Genomic DNA, 17,066 nt, shown 5'->3' on the forward strand with positions numbered 1-17,066 from the left:
ACACGCCACCGCCCCGGCGGCCCTGGAAGGGCCGCCGGGGCGGTGGGAACGGATGGCGCGCCGTGAGGCTCCGGCTCAGATGAGGCCGAGGGAACGCACGGCCTCGCGCTCCTCGGAGAGCTCGGCGACGGAGGCGTCGATCTTCGCGCGGGAGAACTCGTTGATGTCCAGGCCCTGGACGATCTCGTACTTGCCGTCCTTGCAGGTGACCGGGAAGGAGGAGATCAGGCCCTCCGGGACGCCGTAGGAGCCGTCCGACGGGATCGCCATGGAGGTCCAGTTGCCCTCCTCGGTGCCGTTGACCCAGGTGTGGACGTGGTCGATGGCGGCGTTGGCCGCGGAGGCGGCGGAGGACGCGCCACGGGCCTCGATGATCGCGGCGCCGCGCTTGGCGACGGTCGGGATGAACTCCTCGGTCAGCCACTTCTCGTCGTTCACGACCTCGACGGCGCTCTTGCCGCCGATGGTGGCGTGGTGGATGTCCGAGTACTGGGTGGCGGAGTGGTTGCCCCAGATGGTCAGGCGCTTGATGTCGGAGACCGAGGTGCCGGTCTTCTTCGCCAGCTGGGTCAGCGCGCGGTTGTGGTCCAGGCGGGTCATCGCGGTGAAGCGCTCGGCCGGGACGTCCGGGGCGGCGGCCTGGGCGATCAGCGCGTTGGTGTTGGCCGGGTTGCCGACCACCAGGACGCGGATGTCGTCGGCGGCGTTGTCGTTGATGGCCTTGCCCTGCGGCTTGAAGATGCCGCCGTTGGCCTCGAGGAGGTCGCCGCGCTCCATGCCCTTGGTGCGCGGGCGGGCGCCGACCAGCAGGGCGACGTTGGAGCCGTCGAAGGCGACGTTCGGGTCGTCGGTGATCTCGATGCCCTGGAGCAGCGGGAAGGCGCAGTCGTCGAGCTCCATGGCGGTGCCCTCGGCGGCCTTGAGCGCGGGGGTGATCTCCAGCAGGCGCAGCTTGACCGGCACGTCCGCGCCGAGCAGCTGACCGGAGGCGATGCGGAAGAGCAGGGCGTAACCGATCTGGCCGGCCGCGCCGGTGACGGTGACGTTCACGGGAGTGCGGGTCATGGCGTTCTCCGTAGGACAGCAGGCGGTGGGGCGGTCCGCCCCGGGGTGCGGGATCCCCGGCGCCTGTCGCGAGGCGGCTCCCGGACGGTCGGCCCGGCTGCCCACCATGATGATCGATCGACCATACAAATGATCGATCTCTTGGCGTCAAGAGATCCGGGCGTCAGGCTATCGCGCCTCCGCCGCCCCGTTATGTACGGGTGACTGTGGCCCGGACCACAGGCCGTCCGGCGGCGCGGCGCGCTCCGCGCGGGCGCACCGCGGGACGTACGTGCCCGGCGCGAAGGCGATCGGCGAGGCGCCGCCTCGCCGGGCACGCATCCCGTGGGGGGATCCGGCTTGCCTTCCCGCTCCGGGGGAGGTTATGCACGCGGCGCGCCGACGTGAGCCGAACGGGTCAACCCGTGCACGTGGTACGCCCCTTGACGGGAGTGATGCAGGCCTTCGCGTCCTGCGCGCGCCGCACGGCGACCATCGGGGTGTAGGCGTCCGGATCCTGGCCGACCTCCGCCTTCCGCTCCGGCGCGCGGGCGCCCTCGCCGCCGACCGTCACCGCGTCCCCCGCCGCCGCGCCCGTGACCCGGGCCCAGGCCGCGCCGCACACCTCGCTGAACCGCACCTCCAGCACGGCGCTGCCCACGGTGATGCTCCTGCCGGTCGTCGCGCGCTGCCCTCCGCAGCCCATGGCCTCGGGGTCCTCGCCCGCGCAACCCGACCCCTGGCACCGCACCCCGTCGGGCAGCGACGCCTCCCCGGTGGCCGTGGCGGACGAGCTCCCGCGGTCGGCGGCCCTGGCCTCGTCCTCGGGGTCGGCCTGGGTGAGGAAGACCGCCGCCCCCACGATCAGCAGCGCGCCGACCGTCCCGGCCAGGAAGGTCACCACGCGGTTCGCCCGGCCGGGGGCGGTGCGGGGGCCGTCCGGGACGGCGGCGCCGGTCCCGGTTCCGGCGGACGCCGGCGGGGGTGCCGTCTCGGGGGCGGGGGTGGTGGTCCGCGCGGCGGCCGGGCCGGGGGGTGTGGCGGCCGGCCCGGGGACGAGGGGCGGCCCGGGGGCTCTCGCGGACGACGGGGGTGCCGCCGTCAGTGGCGGGGCGGGGGCGGCGGAGTCCGAACCGGTGGCCGGGCCGGTGGGCACGGTCGCGGAACGCTGCGCGGACGGGGCGGCGAACTCCCCCAGCCCTTCGCGGGCCTGGGCGATCCGCATCGCCTCGATGGTCAGGTCGTGCCGCATCTCCGCGCGGCTCCACGACCGTTCCGCCAGTTCCCACAGCGTGGTGAGGTGCAGCGGGTCGACGCCGGTGACCTCGGCGAGCGCGATCACCGCGCCCTTCGGCGGGAGCAGCCGTCCGTTGAGGTAGCGCTCCCAGGACGTCCTGCTGTAGCCGGTGCTGTCGGCGACGGCCGCGAGGCCCGCTCCGCCGCGGTCCACCAGCATGCGCAGCGCGGCGGTGAGCTCCCTGACCTCGGGGTCGAGCTCCTCCGGCAACGGCTTCCAACGCGGCATGGTTCCCCCCTCTGCCCGAGCGTCCGGCCCCCTGCCGCGCACCTCCCCCGCACACGGCATTCCGGACGTCCCAACCACGTTAGCCCGATACGAGGCGTTGTGGGAGAACACCGCCCGTACCCGGCACCGGCGCGCGGGAGCACGCGGGGTGGGGCGGGAGCGGGGGGGGCGCGAGGGGTGCGAGGGGCGCGAGGGGTGCGTGAGGCGGGGAGCCGGGTGGGCGGCCCCCCGCCGTCAGCGCTCGTCGACGGTGAAGTGCAGCAGGTCCTTCAGGAAGGGAAGTTCCAGCCTGCTCGGCTCGACCATCAGCGCGAGCAGCACGATGACCGCGCCCAGCAGCCCGTACGTCACCACGTCGGTGAACCGCGAACGCACCGCCAGGATGCCGACGTTCGGCACCGCCCAGCGCAGCGTCGCGCCCAGCAGGAGACCGCAGCCGATCACCACGGTCCCCGCCCGGGACAGGCCGAAGGCCGTGAGCAGCAGCCCGATCGCGGCCACCGCGCTGACCAGCAGGATCGGCCACTGCCGGGCCGGGGCCGGCGCGTCCTTGGGAGCGGCGCGGCCGCCGCCCTCGGGTCGTGCCGTGTCCCGGGTGAACAGCGGGAACCGGCGGGTGACACGCCGCGGACGCCCCTGTGCGTCGGGCGCGCTGACCGCGTCCCGCACCACGGGCGTCTCGGCGGTGCCCCCGGTACCGGACCCGTCGGCTCCGTCCGGCTCCTCCGCGGCGTCCGGGGCCTCGGCGGACTCCCGCGCCCCCGCGGTGTCGGGGACCTCCGCAGGGTCGGGCACCCCCGCGGTGTCGGGGATCTCCGCGGCGGCCGGGACCTCTGCGGCGTCCGCCGCACCCGGGGTGTCCGGAGCCCCAGCGGACTCCCGCGCCCGCGCGGTGTCGGGCACCCCCGCGGTGTCGTGGCCCCCCGCGGCGGACGGGGAACGGAGGCCGTCCGGCACCCGCTCCGCGTCCGTCGCCCCGTGCCCGCCCCGCGGCTCAGCCGGCACGGCGCTCCGCCGCCTCGACCACGTTGACCAGCAGCAGCGCCCGCGTCATGGGGCCCACGCCGCCCGGGTTGGGGGACAGGAAGCCGGCCACCTCGGCCACGTCCGGGTGGACGTCACCGACGATCTTGCCCTCGGCGTTGCGCGAGACGCCGACGTCCAGCACGGCGGCGCCGGGCTTGATGTCCTCGGCGCGGATCAGGTGCGCCGCACCGGCCGCGGCGACGACGATGTCCGCGCGCTTGAGGTGGGCCGCCAGGTCCTTGGTGCCGGTGTGACACTGGGTGACCGTGGCGTTCTCCGACCGGCGGGTCATCAGCAGCGGCATCGGACGGCCGATGGTGACGCCACGGCCGACCACGACCACCTCGGCGCCCTTGGTCTCCACGCCGTAGCGGCGCAGCAGCGTGAGGATGCCGTTGGGGGTGCAGGGCAGCGGGGCGGGCTCGTTGAGCACCAGGCGGCCCAGGTTCATCGGGTGGAGGCCGTCGGCGTCCTTGTCCGGGTCCATCAGTTCGAGGATGCGGTTCTCGTCGATGCCCTTGGGCAGCGGGAGCTGGACGATGTAACCGGTGCAGGCCGGGTCCTCGTTCAGCTCGCGGACGACCGCCTCGATCTCCTCCTGCGTGGCCGTGGCGGGCAGCTCGCGCTGGATGGACGCGATGCCGACCTGGGCACAGTCACGGTGCTTGCCGGCGACGTACTTGCGGCTGCCGGGGTCGTCCCCCACCAGCAGGGTGCCGAGACCGGGCGTGACGCCCTTCTCCTTCAGCTTCGCCACACGGGCGGCAAGCTCGGACTTGATCTCGGCCGCTGTGGCCTTGCCATCGAGAATCTGGGCGCTCATGCCCCCATCCTCCCGGATGGAGGCGGCCCGGTTCAAAACAGGTCCACGGGCGGCCGGGGCGGGCCGCGCGGCGCCGGCCTCCGTCATCCCCAGGTTGCGCTTCCGCAACAGGTCCGGCCTGCGGCTGGACAGCACAGATCGGGTGCAGAACGATGAAACGGCAGTGCAGCGGGCAGTACCGGGGGGCCACCGCCACGTGCACCTTCCTCCGCAGACGTTCGCCCGTCGTCGCCCTGTCGAGCGTCGAGTTTTCGGAGAAAGGCAACACCCATGAGCTATGGCGACCCCAACAACCCGTACGGCGCGCCGCAGCAGCCGTCGGGCAACCCGTACGGTCAGCCCCAGCAGCCGGCGGGCGGCCCCTACGGCCAGCCGCAGCAGCCGCAGCCCGGGTACGGCTACCCGCAGCAGGGTCAGCCGGGCATCCCGCCGCAGTCGGGCTACGGCTACCCGGCGGGCGGCCAGGGCGGTTACGCCCAGGGTCCGCAGCCCGCGTCGATGGGCATGCGCTTCCTGGCCCGTCTGATCGACGGCGTGATCATCGGTGTCATCTACGGCATCCTGATGGGCGTCGGGGTCCTGGGCGCGAGCGACTCGATCTCGGAGTGCGAGAGCCTCATCGGGACGCCGAGCTACCAGTCCTGCATCGACGACGCCGCCGGCAGCCTGGCGGGCACCTTCTTCGCCATCGCGGGCTTCTTCATGGTCTTCACCCTCCTCTACGAGTGGCTGATGGTCGGTCTGGTCGGCGCCACCGTCGGCAAGCTGGCGCTCGGCCTGCGCGTGGTGAAGATCGACACCGGCCAGAAGCCCGGCCTGGGCGCCTCCTTCATCCGCTGGATCATCCCGACGGTCGGCGCCTTCCTCTGCTACATCGGTGCCGTGCTGGTCTACCTGTCCCCGTTCTGGGACAACTCCGGCCGCCAGCGGGGCTGGCACGACAAGGCCGCGTCGACCATGGTCCTCGGCAAGAACTGACGGCTCGGCCCGTACGACGGCGGCGCACCCCGGAGGTCCGGGGTGCGCCGCCGTCGTTCGTTCCGCCTCGCGGCGGTCGGTGGGACCGTCAGTGGAAGAAGTGCCGCGTGCCGGTGAAGTACATGGTGACGCCCGCCTTCCGCGCGGCCTCCACCACCAGCTCGTCACGGACCGACCCGCCCGGCTGCACCACGGCCCTGACGCCCGCCGCGGTGAGGATTTCCAGCCCGTCGGGGAACGGGAAGAAGGCGTCGGAGGCGGCGTAGGAGCCGCGCGCCCGCTCCTCCCCGGCCCGCTCGACGGCCAGCTTCGCGGAGTCGACGCGGTTGACCTGGCCCATGCCGACGCCGACCGAGGCGCCGTCCTTGGCGAGCAGGATCGCGTTGGACTTCACCGCGCGGCAGGCCTTCCAGGCGAAGGCGAGCTCGGCCAGCTCCGCCTCGGGGAGCGCCTCGCCGGTGGCCAGCGTCCAGTTGGCCGGGTCGTCGCCGTCGGCCTGCAGCCGGTCGGTGACCTGCAGCAGCGCGCCGCCGTCGATCGGCTTGACCTCGACCGGCGCGGAGGGGGCCTCAGGGGCCCGCAGCACGCGGATGTTCTTCTTCCGGGCGAGGATCTCGACGGCGCCGTCCTCGTAGTCCGGCGCGACGACGACCTCGGTGAAGATCTCGGCGACCTGCTCGGCCATCTCCTTGGAGACCGGCCGGTTGACCGCGATCACGCCGCCGAACGCGGAGAGCGGGTCGCAGGCGTGCGCCTTGCGGTGCGCCTCGGCGACGTCGGCGCCCACCGCGATGCCGCACGGGTTGGCGTGCTTGATGATCGCGACGCAGGGCTCGTCGTGGTCGTACGCGGCACGGCGCGCGGCGTCCGTGTCCGTGTAGTTGTTGTACGACATCTCCTTGCCGTGCAGCTGCTCCGCGCCGGCCAGGCCGCCCTCGGCGCCCTCGGAGAGGTACAGGGCGGCGGGCTGGTGCGGGTTCTCGCCGTAGCGCAGGGTGTGGCCGCGCTGCCAGGTCGCGCCGAGGAAGTCCGGGAACTGCGACTCCTCGTCCGCCGGGGCGTAGTCGGAGGCGAACCAGGAGGCGACGGCCACGTCGTAGGAGGCGGTGTGCTGGAACGCCTCGGCGGCCAGCCGCTTGCGGGCGGTCAGGTCGAACCCGCCGCCCTTCACCGCGGAGAGCACGTCGGCGTAGCGGGCCGGGCTGGTGACCACGGCGACCGAGGGGTGGTTCTTGGCGGCGGCGCGCACCATGGAGGGGCCGCCGATGTCGATCTGCTCGACGCACTCGTCGGCCGAGGCGCCCGAGGCGACGGTCTCGCGGAACGGGTAGAGGTTGACGACCACCAGGTCGAACGGGGCGACGCCGAGCTCGTCCAGCTGCTGCCGGTGGCTGTCCAGCCGCAGGTCGGCCAGGATGCCGGCGTGGACCTTCGGGTGCAGCGTCTTCACGCGCCCGTCGAGGCACTCCGGGAAGCCGGTCAGCTCCTCGACCTTGGTGACGGGGACGCCGGCGGCGGCGATCCGGCCGGCGGTGGAGCCGGTGGAGACCAGCTCGACGCCCGCCTCGTGGAGGCCCTGGGCGAGCTCCTCGAGACCGGTCTTGTCGTAGACGCTGACCAGTGCGCGACGGATGGGCCGCTGGGTCGTGACAGTGCTGTCGGCGGTCACGGGATAACTACCTTTCGTCCCTCAATGCGGTAGCCGTTGCGGGCGATACGCCCCACGACATCGACGAGCAGCCTTCGCTCGACTTCCTTGATGCGCTCGTGCAGAGCGCCTTCGTCGTCCTCGTCCCGGATCTCGACCACGCCCTGGGCGATGATCGGTCCGGTGTCGACGCCGTCGTCGACGAAGTGGACGGTGCATCCGGTGACCTTGGCGCCGTACGCGAGCGCGTCGCGCACGCCATGGGCTCCGGGAAAACTGGGCAGCAGGGCAGGGTGCGTGTTGACGAACCGCCCGCCGAAGCGGGCCAGGAACTCCTTGCCCACGATCTTCATGAAGCCGGCGGAGACCACGAGGTCGGGCCGGTGGTCCGCGACGGCCGCGGCGAGCGCCGCGTCCCATTCCTCGCGGGTGGCGTGGTCCTTCACGCGGACGACGAAGGTCGGCAGCCCGGCGCGCTCGGCGCGGGCCAGCCCCTCGATCCCGTCACGGTCGGCGCCGACGGCGACGATCTCGGCGCCGTACTCACCGGTGCCGGTCTCCTCGATCGCGTCGAGGAGCGCCTGGAGGTTCGTACCGGATCCGGACACCAGCACGACGAGGCGCTTGACGCCGGTGGACACGGGCGCGGGCGTCTGGGCGGCGGCCACGGCGGGGCCCTTTCTCGGGAGAGCGGCGATTCCGGCCGGTCGTACGCGCGGCTTTGTACGGACGTACGAATGCTTCGCGCCCCTTCTTACGGGGAAGTCTACGAAGCGGTCGACCGGCAGCAACGATACCCGGCACTTCGGACGCCCCCACGGGACGGGGGCGGAGCCGGGCGGTACCGTCTGCCCTGTGCGACGCGGCACCGGGCGGGAACGTCCCAGGTGCGCCACACGTTCCGAAGAGGGCAGGGGGCCCGGGCCCGGGGTCTTCCCCGGAACCGGATGTGCCGCACGGCACATCCGCGGCGCCCTCCCCCCGCTCCTCGGGCGGCGCCGCCGTGACCGAAAGCCGCCTCCCGGACCGGTTCCGCCCGGTTCCCTACCGCTCCATCCAGATCCACCCAGGTCCAGCCAGTTCCAGCCAGTTCCAGCCAAGGGGAAGACGCACACCCGATGCCCGACCGCCGCAGCCCGCGACTCCTCACCCTCCCCACGCGCCTCGCGCCCGGTACGCGGGGGCATGCCTCGCCGGGAGGGGAGCGTGGCGGCATGCTGCTGCGGAATCCCTCCGAGCCCGGCTCCCCGGCCCGCGACGACCACCGGGACGCCGACGGCCGACGGCCCGCCGACGAGGAGAACCCGTTCGCGCCGCCGCCGGAGAACCAGCCCTCGCAGGAGGGCCGCTGGAGCGACCGGCAGCCCGAGGGCGGCGGGGGCGGCGGCTGGTCCGGCTGGGGCCAGCGCCCCGAGGGGTCCGGCCAGGGGCACCGGTCGGGTCAGGGCGGCTCCGGCGAGGGACCGGGCGGACCCGGCCTGCGCTGGGATCCCACCGACCCCGCCCAGCGGCGGGCCCGCTACGCGCTGCTCAGCGGCACCTGGGGACTGATCCTCACGCTCTTCGGGCTGCCCTACGTCGCGCTGCTGCTCGGCGCGCTCGCCCTCTACTGGGGCATCAGCGCCCTGCGCACGCCCTCCCGCCCGCAGGACCCGGACCGTCCGGCGGACGGTGCGGCGGCCACCGCCTCCGGCTCCCCGACGGCCACGGGCGGGCGCAACCCGCAGCGGCGGGCGGCGATCGTCGGCATCGTCACCGGGTCGATCGCACTGCTGATGGTGCTGCTGTTCGTCCTCGCGCAGCAGGTGCTGCTGCGGGACTTCTTCGTCTGCACCGACGAGGCGCTCACCCGCGACGCCCGTCAGGCCTGTGTGAAGCACCTCCCCGACAGCGTCCCGGACAGCCTCCGCGACAGCCTCACGGCGTCCACCTGAGGGGTGGGGGCGCAGCGGCGCCCCCACCCCTCCGCCCTCGTCGGCCCTTCGCCCTCGGCCTCCGCTCTCAGCGGGTGGTCGCGGTGACCAACCCGGCGAGGACGAGCACCCCCACCACCGCCGTCGCTCCCGCCGCCGCGGCGGTCCACCACCGGGCCAGCCGCTCCGCGCGGCGCCGGATCACCGCCGGTCGGGCCGGCCTGGCCAGGGCGGTGGAGGTCGCCGCATGGGCGGTCTCCGCCATCCGCCGCCGCAGCGTCTCCGGGTCGGCCAGGTCCGGCACCCGGACCGCCACCGCCTCCCGGGCCCGGCACAGCCGGCTCGCCGTCGCCGCCGTGGAGGCCTCGGTCTCGGCCGCCGTCTCGGGCAGGTCGAGCCCCAGACCGTCGTAGAGCAGCAGCGTGCGCCGGTGGAGCGGCGGCAGGTCGCGCAGCGCCGCCAGCAACGCCCGGTCCGCGCGGGTCGCGCGCGGAACCGTCCGGCCGTGCTCCCGCCGTCGGCGACGGCGGCGGCTGCGCCGCCAGGGCGACAGCGCGTGGTCGTGGGCCACGGCCCGCACCCAGCTCGGCGGGTCGGGGTCGAGCGCCACCTCCGGCCAGCGGTGCCAGGCGTCGCGGAACGCCCGCTCCACGCACTCCAGCGCGACACCAAGCCGCCCGGTGAGCAGGTACGTCTGCCGGACGAGGGTGGGGACGCAGGACGCGTACAGCGCGTCGAACGCCTCCTCAGGCGTCAGGGACGTCACCTCGTCACCCATCCGCTCGACAAAACCCATAAGCGCATGATGGGCGACACGTCCTGTATGCGCCTGTTACGCGGGGAATGCGGGTGCCGTTGGGAGCATGGCGGCGTGCCCCAGACCGCGTCTCCCCCGCCGCCTCCTCCACCGCCGTCCTCGTCGCCCGACGCCGCGGCACCCGCAGCCGCGGCACCCGCAGCCGCACAGCCCGGCGGCGCGCAGCCCGTTTCCGTGCAGCGCCCCGGTGCGACGTCCGCTTCCGTCCGGTACCCGGGTGCGGAGCCCGTCTCCGTGCAGCAACAAGGTGCGGAGCCCGTCTCCGGGCAGCACCCCGGTGCGGAGCCCTCCGACAGGCAGTCCGGGTCCGTGCAGACATCCGGCGCACAGTCCGTTGCCGTGCAGCACCACGGCGCACAGTCCGTTGCCGTGTACTCCCCCGGCGGGCGGACCTCCGTGGCGCAGTCCCCCGCCCGGCAGCCGGCCCCGCCGCCCGCACCCTCGACCGCGCCCCCGACCGGTCGACCCGCTGTTCGGTCGGCCGCCTGGCCGCCCGCGACGCCGTCCGCACCCCGCCGGCTGCTGGTCGGACTGCTGCTCCGGCTGGTTCTCCGCCTCCGGCTCCGGCTGCTCCTCGGTCGCGCGGCACTGGGCGCGGCAGTCGCCCTCGCGGCGGGCAGGGGCACGGCGGCGTACCTGTCGTTCGGTGACGCCACCAACCGGGCGGATCGGCGCCCCCACCCGCGCGTGCCGTCGCTGCCGCCCCTGTCTGCGGTGGCGGCCGGCCTGGCCGCGGCCGGCACCGGCCTGGTCGTCCTCGCCGTGCCGGTGCTGTTCCTCTGGATGACCTCGCCCTATCCCGGCAGTGGCCCGGGCAACGCGCTGCACACGACGGCCGCCCTCTGGCTGTCGGCACACGGCGTCGACCTGGTCCGCACCGACACCCTGTCCGCGGTGCCCGCGCCGATGGGCGTGGGCCCCCTGCTGCTCACCGCGCTCCCGGTGTGGCTGCTGCACCGGGCGGGACGGTCCGTCGCCGAGGACGGCGACCGGACCGACGGTGACCGGGCCGACGGCGACCGGGCCGACGGCGACCGGGCCGACGGCGACCGGGCCGATGACGACGCTCCCCCGGCTCCGGGCCCCGCCTGGGCCGGGGTGACGGCGGGGTACGTGACGGCCGGCCTGCTCGCCGCGCTGTACGCCACGGGCGGCGAGTACCGCCCCGGCTGGGGATGGAGCACCCTCTTCCTGCCGGCGCTGGCCGCCGTGGTGTCCCTGTCCGGGATGTGGGCCGGCTCCGACCACCTGCGGCGCACGGTGGACCGGACGGCCGGACGTCTCCCCGATCTCCTCCTCGGTCGCGCCGACCGCGGCCGTCGGCTGGGCGCCGCGTTCCGGGCGGCCGGGGAGGGCGCGGCGGCGCTGCTGTGCGGCGGGGCGCTGCTGGCGGTGCTCGCGCTCGTGCTGCGGGCCGGGGAGGCGGGGGCGGCGTTCGGCCGGCTCGCCGGAGGCTGGGTGAGCGGCGTGACCCTGCTGCTGCTCTGCCTGGCACTGCTGCCGAACGCGGCGGTGTGGGCGGCCGCGTACGCGACGGGCGCCGGCTTCCTGCTCGGGCCCGCCATGGTCGCTCCGCTCGGGGGCTGGGGGCCGGTGCCGCGCCTGCCGGCCTTCCCGTGGCTGGCCGCGGTGCCGACGGGGGCGGCCCCGCGGGAGGGGGCGGCTCCGGCCGGAGGGACCGCGGCGGACGTGGCGGCCGGGGCGGACGTCACGAGCGGGGCGGATGTCGCGGGCGGGGTGGGCGACGTCGTGGTGACCTGGCTGCCCGCCGTGCTGCCGCTGCTGGCGGGGGTGGCGATCGGCGTGCGCCTCGCCCGGCGGGCCGCCGCGGCGCGGACTCCCTGGCCGTGGCTGCGGACGGCCGTCCTGGCCGTCCTCGGGTGCCTGATCTGCGGCGCGGCGCTGGCCGCGCTCGCGGGTCTGGCCGGAGGGCCGCTGGGCCGCGGGACGCTCGCCGCGTTCGGCCCCGTCTGGTGGCGGACCGGCCTGGCCACCGCCGCCTGGACCCTGCTCCCGGCCCTCCTGTCGGCCCTCCTCGTCCGCTGGGACCGCCTGCGCCGCTGACCCGCGGGCGGCCCGGGAACGGCGGCGGGCCCGCGCCCAGGGGGTGTACCCCGGGCGCGGGCCCGTCGGAGAGGAGAGGCGGCGTCAGCCGGCGAGGATCTCGCGGGCCAGCTTCGCGGTCTCGGTCGGGGTCTTGCCGACCTTCACGCCCGCGGCCTCGAGGGCCTCCTTCTTCGCCTGCGCGGTGCCGGACGAACCGGACACGATGGCGCCGGCGTGACCCATGGTCTTGCCCTCCGGCGCCGTGAAGCCCGCGACGTAGCCGACGACCGGCTTGGTCACGTTCTCCTTGATGAACGCGGCGGCACGCTCCTCGGCGTCGCCACCGATCTCACCGATCATCACGATGAGGTCGGTGTCGGGGTCGTCCTGGAACGCGGCCAGGGCGTCGATGTGCGTGGTGCCGATGATCGGGTCGCCACCGATGCCGACGGCGGTGGTGAAGCCGATGTCACGCAGCTCGTACATCATCTGGTACGTCAGCGTGCCGGACTTCGAGACCAGGCCGATGCGGCCCGGCTTGGTGATGTCGCCCGGGATGATGCCGACGTTCGAGCCGCCCGGCGTGATGATGCCGGGGCAGTTCGGGCCGATGATCCGGGTCTTGTTGCCCTTCTTGCCGGCGTACGCCCAGAACGCGGCGCTGTCGTGCACGGCGATGCCCTCGGTGATCACCACGGCCAGCGGGATCTCGGCGTCGATCGCCTCGATGACCGCGTCCTTGGTGAACTTCTCCGGGACGAAGATGACCGTGACGTCGGCGCCGGTCTTCTCGATGGCCTCCTTGACGGTGCCGAAGACCGGTACCTCGGTGCCGTCGAAGTCGACCGTCTGACCCGCCTTGCGCGGGTTGACGCCGCCCACGACGTTCGTGCCGTCGCCGAGCATGAGCTTGGTGTGCTTCATGCCCGTGGCACCGGTCATGCCCTGGACGATGACCTTGCTGTCCTTGTTGAGCCAGATAGACATGGTGTGTGGATGTCCTCGTCCTCGGTGCTTACTTGGCGGCGGCGAGCTCGGCGGCCTTGGCGGCCGCGCCGTCCATGGTGTCGACGCGCTGGACCAGCGGGTGGTTGGCGTCGCTGAGGATCTTGCGACCCAGCTCGGCGTTGTTGCCGTCGAGGCGGACGACCAGCGGCTTCTCGACCTTCTCGCCGCGCTCCTCGAGGAGCTGCAGGGCCTGGACGATGCCGTTGGCGACCTCGTCACAGGCGGTGATGCCACCGAAGACGTTGACGAACACGGAGCGGACGTCCGGGTCGCCGAGGATGATCTCCAGGCCGTTCGCCATCACCTGGGCGGACGCGCCGCCACCGATGTCGAGGAAGTTGGCGGGCTTCACGCCGCCGTGCTCCTCACCGGCGTACGCGACGACGTCCAGGGTCGACATGACCAGGCCGGCGCCGTTGCCGATGATGCCGACCTCGCCGTCGAGCTTGACGTAGTTGAGGCCCTTCTCCTTGGCAGCGGCCTCGAGCGGGTTCGCCGCGGCCTTGTCGTGGAGCGCCTCGAAGTCGGGGTGACGGAACTCGGCGTTGTCGTCCAGGGAGACCTTGCCGTCGAGGGCGAGGATGTCACCGGAGGCGACCTTGGCCAGCGGGTTCACCTCGACCAGGAGGGCGTCCTCCTTGATGAAGACGTCCCACAGCTTCACCAGGACGGCGGCGACCTTGTCGGCGACCTCGGCCGGGAACTTGGCGGCCTCGACGATCTCGCGGGCCTTATCCGGGGTGACACCGTCGATCGCGTCGATCGGGGTCTTGGCGACGGCCTCGGGGCGGGTGGCCGCCACCTCCTCGATGTCCATGCCGCCCTCGACGGAGGCGATGGACAGGAAGGTGCGGTTGGCACGGTCGAGGAGGAAGGAGACGTAGTACTCCTCCGCGATCTCCGGCGCCAGCTCCGCCAGCATGACCTTGTGGACCGTGTGGCCCTTGATGTCCATGCCGAGGATGTCGTTGGCGCGGGCGACGGCCTCGTCGGGCGAGCCGGCCACCTTGACGCCGCCGGCCTTGCCGCGGCCACCGACCTTCACCTGCGCCTTGACGACCGACTTGCCGCCGAGCCGCTCGGTGATCTCGCGCGCCGCCTCAGGCGTGTCGATGACTTCACCGGCAAGCACCGGTACATCGTGCTTGGCGAAGAGGTCCCTCGCCTGGTACTCGAACAGGTCCACGCGCTTCCGTCCCTATCAGTGATCTCGCGGTTCGTTGGATGCGTGGGCGTGCCGCGAAGGGCAACGTGACGTCCGCTGTTGTCACAAGGGGGGCGCACACGGTGTCCGAGCGCGCGGCATGTCCGTCCGGCAGGGTATCCCCGCCACCCGCGAGGGCTCTAATTAGGGCATCACACATGAGCGGTGATAACGGTCACATGTTGTCGCAGGTGATCACCCGTTTCGGCCCGTTCGGCCCGCCACGACCGACCTCACCGGACCGGGGTCCGGTCCGGTGAGGTCCGAGGGGGCGGCCGCGGTCACTGTCCGCGCGGCCGCCCCCTGCGATCAGCCGAAGTAGGGGTGGACGACGCCGTGCGGCGCGACCTGGCCGGCCGCGTCGCCGACGACGCCGTGCGCGCCGCCCACCGCGTGGCCGGCCGTGCCGGTGGCACCGTCCACGACCTCCGTGACGGCACCGTGCGCGAGGGCGCCGGTCCCGTCGGCGGCGGCCCACGCGAACGTCCCGGCCCCTCCGGTCACCCCGGCGGCGAGCGGAGCGGCCTCCCCGGCCACGCCACGGACCGTGCCGTCGGCGGCGCCGGCCGTGCCGTGCACCGTGGCGCCGACCGCGCCCACGGCGCCGTGGGCCACAGGGGCGACGGTGCCGTGGAGACCGTGGGCCGCGGTCGTGACGGTGCCGTCCGCCTGCCGCACGGTGACACCGGCCGCGTCCCGCACCTCGTGGACGGCGGGGGCGGCGGTGGTGTGGACGGCACCGACCGCGCCGTGCGCCGTGGCTGCCACCTGCCGGACCGCCTCCGCGGCGGCACCGTGCACGCCGCCGACCGCGTCGGCGGCGGTGGCGTCGACGCGCTCCACCAGCGGGACGGCCGTCGCGTGCACGCCCCGGACCACACCCGCGGCGGTCCCGTCGGCCCGCCGGACGGTGGGGGCGACCGTCGAAGCGGTGTCCCCCACGGCGGAACCGGCGGCGGTCCCCACTCCGTGCACGGCCCACGGCACCTGGCCGACGACGCCGCCGGCGAAGGGGAGGGCGTGGTCCGCGACGCCCTGGACGAGCGGGGTCACCTGACCGGTCAGGCCGGACACGAACGGCCTGACCAGCCCGCCCGTACCGGACGCCAGCCCACCGGCGTCGGCGACGGCCCGGTCCGCGACCGGCCCGACCCCCCTCAGCGCGGTGCCCGCGACGGGCGGCAGCACGGCCTGCCCGGCGTCGGCGGCGATCCCGTCCACCAGCCCGGCGGCGTACGGCGGAACGTCTGCGACGACACCGCCGGCGACCGGCAGCGCCCCGTCAACTGTCCGCCCCGCAACCTCACCCAGACGGGTGGCAACGGAGGCGGTGCCGGCCACGGCGTCACCGGTGACGGCGGTGGTCCGGCCCGCCGTCCCGTCCACCACCGGCAGGGCGCCGTGCGCGGCTGACTCCACCACCGGCGGAACGGCGGCGGAGGCGGCACCGGCCACCGCCTCACCGGCGCCGGTCACGGCCGCGGTCCGGGCCTCCGCCAGCTCGGGGGCGAAGTCCTCCAGGGGACCGAAGAGGTAGTCGACCGCGGTGGTGGCGGTGGCGGTGGCGTCCGTGGTGGTGACGGTGGCGGCGGTGGCGGTGGCGGTGTCGCGGACCTTCTCCGCGTCCACGGCGCTCACGGTGCCCGTGGTGTCCACGGCGTCCGTGGCGTCCGTGGCGTCCGTGGCGTCCGCGGGAGTCAGGTCCGGGAGGGTGCTGTCCGGGACCGACAGGTCGGGCAGCACCGGCAGGTCGGGCAGGGAGAGGGAGGTCGCGGGCAGTTCGTCGGCCGAGGCGGTGGCGGAGCCGAGCGCCCAGGCGCTGGTGACGCCGGCGGCTATGACGATGGAGCGACGGATGTTCTTGTTCATGAGGTGCGTCAGATCCTTCACAGAGATCTTGAGCGTTCCGAGCCGTCGAAGGACGGGTCGGAAGACCGGGAGGTTCCCGTACCGGAGCGCGTCCGGACAGGCGGGCAGACCTGTTCCGCCCCCGCGCGGCAGGTCTTGGGCGGGGGAAGGGCCTGCCTCAGCCAGGGAAGACGGGAACGTCCCGGTGCCGGTCCCGGGTCTCGGCCGCCTCGTCGCAGGCGGCGGCGCCGGCAAGCAGCCGCAGCGGCAGCCGGGCGTCGACGGTCACGGCATGGGCGTCGCCGTGCCGGGAGCCGCCGTTGTCGGCGGCTCCCGGCACGGCAGGCACGCCGGACGGGTTGCCGAGGGGCGACCGGTCGGCGGGGAAAGGCGCGGTCCCGGCCACGGCAGGCTGGTCACCGTGGTCCCGCGCCGCCGGCTGCGCACCCCAGGACAGGGCGGCCCGCGCCTGCGCCCTCGGGTCCGCGGAGCACGGCCACGTCGTCCCGGACACCTCGGCCTGGGCGACACCGTCGCCGGGCACCGCAGGCTGGGCCGTCCCGACCGGCGTGGTGGGCACCGCGGGACCGGCCGACACCCCCGGGAGCGAGGGCAGTGAGGGAAGCGCGGGGAGCCCGGACAGCGCGGGGAGCACGGGAAGCGCGGGGAGCACGGACAGCACCGGGAGGTCCGACGGCACGGGGAGTTCCGACAGGGCGGGCACCTCGGAGAGCCCGGGCACCTCGGAGAGCCCGGGTTCCTCGGGGAGCCCGGGCAGCTCGTGCAGCATGGGCAGCCCGGAGAGCTCGGTGAGCCCGGGCAGCCGCGAAACAGCGGCACCCGCCCCGGACCCTGGCAGTTCGGGGAGCGCGGACACCTCGGTCGACGCGGGCGCTCCCGGCATTTCCGCCCCCGTGGTGGGCGCGTGGCGGGCGGGGAGCGTAAGTCGCTGGGCGACATCCGGCAGTGGCCTCGGCCCGTGCCCCGCCGAAGCCGGCGAGGACTCCACCGGCTCGGGCAGAGCGGTGACCGACCGCCCACCCGACGGCTCGGACCGGTCGGACCCTCCGGTCCCCGCCGCGGACGCCACGGAGGCCGACGTGCCGTCAGTCGGGCCCGCCACCCCGGCGGTCTCCCCCGCCGCGTCGGACACACGTTCCGTCAGCGACTGCTCCACCGACCCGGA

14 protein-coding genes are annotated in these 17,066 nt (G+C 74.5%); 3 read left to right on the forward strand and 11 right to left on the reverse strand.

The features are described from left to right. Positions 1-75: 75 nt before the first annotated feature. The 4 genes from Sfr03f_RS17045 to Sfr03f_RS17060 form a co-directional block, all read right to left on the reverse strand. Complete coding sequence (locus Sfr03f_RS17045) at positions 76-1,065, reverse strand: malate dehydrogenase (protein WP_108954726.1); 990 nt, start codon at positions 1,063-1,065, stop codon at positions 76-78. 397 nt (positions 1,066-1,462) lie between these two features. Continuing rightward, positions 1,463-2,569: a helix-turn-helix domain-containing protein gene (locus Sfr03f_RS17050; RefSeq protein ID WP_108954727.1), complete on the reverse strand. Its 1,107-nt coding sequence runs from the start codon at positions 2,567-2,569 to the stop codon at positions 1,463-1,465. Positions 2,570-2,803: 234 nt separating this feature from the next. Continuing rightward, positions 2,804-3,364 (reverse strand): DUF3017 domain-containing protein, encoded by a 561-nt coding sequence (locus Sfr03f_RS17055; protein WP_108955051.1) that lies wholly within the window; start codon positions 3,362-3,364, stop codon positions 2,804-2,806. Between the two features lie 199 nt (positions 3,365-3,563). Beyond that, positions 3,564-4,418, reverse strand: coding sequence for a bifunctional methylenetetrahydrofolate dehydrogenase/methenyltetrahydrofolate cyclohydrolase (locus Sfr03f_RS17060; RefSeq protein WP_108954728.1), 855 nt, complete (start codon positions 4,416-4,418; stop codon positions 3,564-3,566). A gap of 270 nt (positions 4,419-4,688) precedes the next feature. Here Sfr03f_RS17060 and Sfr03f_RS17065 point away from each other — a divergent pair, with 270 nt between their 5' ends. Continuing rightward, entirely contained in the window at positions 4,689-5,396 is a 708-nt protein-coding gene (locus Sfr03f_RS17065; protein WP_108954729.1) for an RDD family protein, read from the forward strand. An 88-nt stretch (positions 5,397-5,484) separates the two neighbouring features. On the opposite strand, the gene purH is transcribed toward Sfr03f_RS17065, so the two are convergent. Continuing rightward, complete coding sequence (gene purH, locus Sfr03f_RS17070; protein WP_108954730.1) at positions 5,485-7,065, reverse strand: bifunctional phosphoribosylaminoimidazolecarboxamide formyltransferase/IMP cyclohydrolase; 1,581 nt, start codon at positions 7,063-7,065, stop codon at positions 5,485-5,487. Continuing rightward, the gene (gene purN, locus Sfr03f_RS17075; RefSeq protein ID WP_108954731.1) at positions 7,062-7,712 is read right to left on the reverse strand and encodes a phosphoribosylglycinamide formyltransferase; all 651 of its coding nucleotides are present in this window, start codon (positions 7,710-7,712) and stop codon (positions 7,062-7,064) included. Before purN ends, purH begins: the two co-directional genes overlap by 4 nt. Before the next feature lie 546 nt (positions 7,713-8,258). Here purN and Sfr03f_RS30290 point away from each other — a divergent pair. Next, on the forward strand, positions 8,259-8,978 hold the full coding sequence (locus Sfr03f_RS30290) for a hypothetical protein (RefSeq protein ID WP_159105662.1): 720 nt from the start codon (positions 8,259-8,261) through the stop codon (positions 8,976-8,978). A 67-nt stretch (positions 8,979-9,045) separates the two neighbouring features. Here the strand turns inward: Sfr03f_RS30290 and Sfr03f_RS17080 are convergent, their stop codons facing one another. Next, positions 9,046-9,753: a sigma factor-like helix-turn-helix DNA-binding protein gene (locus Sfr03f_RS17080; RefSeq protein ID WP_245967599.1), complete on the reverse strand. Its 708-nt coding sequence runs from the start codon at positions 9,751-9,753 to the stop codon at positions 9,046-9,048. A 390-nt stretch (positions 9,754-10,143) separates the two neighbouring features. Between Sfr03f_RS17080 and Sfr03f_RS17085 the strand changes: the two genes are divergently transcribed. Further along, the gene (locus tag Sfr03f_RS17085) at positions 10,144-11,838 is read left to right on the forward strand and encodes a cell division protein PerM (RefSeq protein ID WP_108954733.1); all 1,695 of its coding nucleotides are present in this window, start codon (positions 10,144-10,146) and stop codon (positions 11,836-11,838) included. Positions 11,839-11,922: 84 nt separating this feature from the next. Here Sfr03f_RS17085 and sucD read toward each other — a convergent pair whose 3' ends face one another. The 4 genes from sucD to Sfr03f_RS17105 all read right to left on the reverse strand — a co-directional run bounded on the left by sucD (position 11,923) and on the right by Sfr03f_RS17105 (position 16,784). Further along, the gene (gene sucD, locus Sfr03f_RS17090) at positions 11,923-12,807 is read right to left on the reverse strand and encodes a succinate--CoA ligase subunit alpha (protein WP_108954734.1); all 885 of its coding nucleotides are present in this window, start codon (positions 12,805-12,807) and stop codon (positions 11,923-11,925) included. 28 nt (positions 12,808-12,835) lie between these two features. Then, positions 12,836-14,014 (reverse strand): ADP-forming succinate--CoA ligase subunit beta, encoded by a 1,179-nt coding sequence (gene sucC / locus Sfr03f_RS17095; RefSeq protein ID WP_108954735.1) that lies wholly within the window; start codon positions 14,012-14,014, stop codon positions 12,836-12,838. A gap of 327 nt (positions 14,015-14,341) precedes the next feature. Continuing rightward, positions 14,342-15,901 carry a hypothetical protein gene (locus Sfr03f_RS30295; RefSeq protein ID WP_159105663.1) on the reverse strand — a complete coding sequence of 520 codons (1,560 nt, stop codon included), beginning with the start codon at positions 15,899-15,901 and terminating at the stop codon, positions 14,342-14,344. Between the two features lie 157 nt (positions 15,902-16,058). After that, positions 16,059-16,784, reverse strand: coding sequence for a hypothetical protein (locus tag Sfr03f_RS17105; RefSeq protein ID WP_159105664.1), 726 nt, complete (start codon positions 16,782-16,784; stop codon positions 16,059-16,061). Positions 16,785-17,066: the final 282 nt, after the last annotated feature.

It is taken from the genome of Streptomyces fragilis (assembly GCF_003112515.1).
Taxonomy (GTDB): domain Bacteria; phylum Actinomycetota; class Actinomycetes; order Streptomycetales; family Streptomycetaceae; genus Streptomyces; species Streptomyces fragilis.

Excerpts from the sequence above, each read along its gene's own strand:
- Sfr03f_RS17105 (WP_159105664.1), bottom strand. The coding sequence starts at position 16,784 with ATGCCGGGAGCGCCCGCGTCGACCGAGGTGTCCGCGCTCCCCGAACTG.
- Sfr03f_RS17080 (WP_245967599.1), bottom strand. The coding sequence starts at position 9,753 with ATGGGTTTTGTCGAGCGGATGGGTGACGAGGTGACGTCCCTGACGCCT.
- Sfr03f_RS30295 (WP_159105663.1), bottom strand. The coding sequence starts at position 15,901 with ATGAACAAGAACATCCGTCGCTCCATCGTCATAGCCGCCGGCGTCACC.
- Sfr03f_RS17050 (WP_108954727.1), bottom strand. The coding sequence starts at position 2,569 with ATGCCGCGTTGGAAGCCGTTGCCGGAGGAGCTCGACCCCGAGGTCAGG.
- Sfr03f_RS17065 (WP_108954729.1), top strand. The coding sequence starts at position 4,689 with ATGAGCTATGGCGACCCCAACAACCCGTACGGCGCGCCGCAGCAGCCG.
- Sfr03f_RS17045 (WP_108954726.1), bottom strand. The coding sequence starts at position 1,065 with ATGACCCGCACTCCCGTGAACGTCACCGTCACCGGCGCGGCCGGCCAG.
- Sfr03f_RS17060 (WP_108954728.1), bottom strand. The coding sequence starts at position 4,418 with ATGAGCGCCCAGATTCTCGATGGCAAGGCCACAGCGGCCGAGATCAAG.
- Sfr03f_RS30290 (WP_159105662.1), top strand. The coding sequence starts at position 8,259 with ATGCTGCTGCGGAATCCCTCCGAGCCCGGCTCCCCGGCCCGCGACGAC.
- sucD (WP_108954734.1), bottom strand. The coding sequence starts at position 12,807 with ATGTCTATCTGGCTCAACAAGGACAGCAAGGTCATCGTCCAGGGCATG.